Source organism: Halomonas faecis (assembly GCF_010993975.1).
Classification (GTDB): domain Bacteria; phylum Pseudomonadota; class Gammaproteobacteria; order Pseudomonadales; family Halomonadaceae; genus Halomonas; species Halomonas faecis.
This window is the reverse complement of sequence record NZ_JAACZO010000035.1, coordinates 1-1,194: the sequence shown is the minus strand read 5'-3', so window position 1 is coordinate 1,194 and position 1,194 is coordinate 1. Positions and strand designations below refer to the sequence as shown.

Genomic DNA, 1,194 nt, shown 5'->3' with positions numbered 1-1,194 from the left:
TTACCCGACAAGGAATTTCGCTACCTTAGGACCGTTATAGTTACGGCCGCCGTTTACCGGGGCTTCGATCAAGCGCTTCGCCGGAGCTAACGCCATCACTTAACCTTCCGGCACCGGGCAGGCGTCATACCCTATACGTCCGCTTACGCGTTTGCAGAGTACTGTGTTTTTAATAAACAGTTGCAGCCACCTGGTATCTTCGACCGCCTCATGCTCCGGTCGCGAGGACCTTCACACTAACGCGGCGTGCCTTCTCCCGAAGTTACGGCACCATTTTGCCTAGTTCCTTCACCCGAGTTCTCTCAAGCGCCTTGGGATTCTCACCCTGACCACCTGTGTCGGTTTGGGGTACGGTCCCACTGTATCTGAAGCTTAGAGGCTTTTCCTGGAAGCGTGGCATCAATGACTTCCAGACCGTAGTCTGTTCGTCTCGTCTCTCGGCCTTAGGGAACCGGATTTGCCTGATTCCCCAGCCTACTGACTTTCACCAGGACAACCAACGCCTGGCTCACCTAGCCTTCTTCGTCCCCCCATCGCAATACAGTGAGGTACGGGAATATTGACCCGTTTTCCATCGACTACGCCTTTCGGCCTCGCCTTAGGGGCCGACTCACTCTGCTCCGATTAGCGTCGAACAGAAACCCTTGGTCTTCCGGCGGGGGAGTTTTTCACTCCCCTTATCGTTACTCATGTCAGCATTCGCACTCGTGATACCTCCAGCAAGCCTTTCGACTCACCTTCATCGGCGTACACGACGCTCCTCTACCGCTCATCCAGAGGATGAACCCGTAGCTTCGGTACCTGGTTTGAGCCCCGTTACATCTTCCGCGCAGGCCGACTCGACTAGTGAGCTATTACGCTTTCTTTAAAGGATGGCTGCTTCTAAGCCAACCTCCTAGCTGTCTAAGCCTTCCCACATCGTTTCCCACTTAACCAGGATTTCGGGACCTTAGCTGACGGTCTGGGTTGTTTCCCTTTTCACAACGGACGTTAGCACCCGCTGTGTGTCTCCCACGCTTGCACTCACCGGTATTCGGAGTTTGCCTCGGGTTGGTAAGCCGGGATGGCCCCCTAGCCGAAACAGTGCTCTACCCCCGGCGGTGATACGTGAGGCGCTACCTAAATAGCTTTCGAGGAGAACCAGCTATCTCCGGGCTTGATTAGCCTTTCACTCCGATCCACAAGTCATCCAAA

At 54.9% G+C, this 1,194-nt stretch carries 1 rRNA gene; it reads right to left on the bottom strand.

Annotation, left to right across the window (positions count from 1 at the left end):
• Nucleotides 1–1,194, bottom strand: a 23S ribosomal RNA gene (locus tag GFD32_RS13175); the annotation flags it as partial.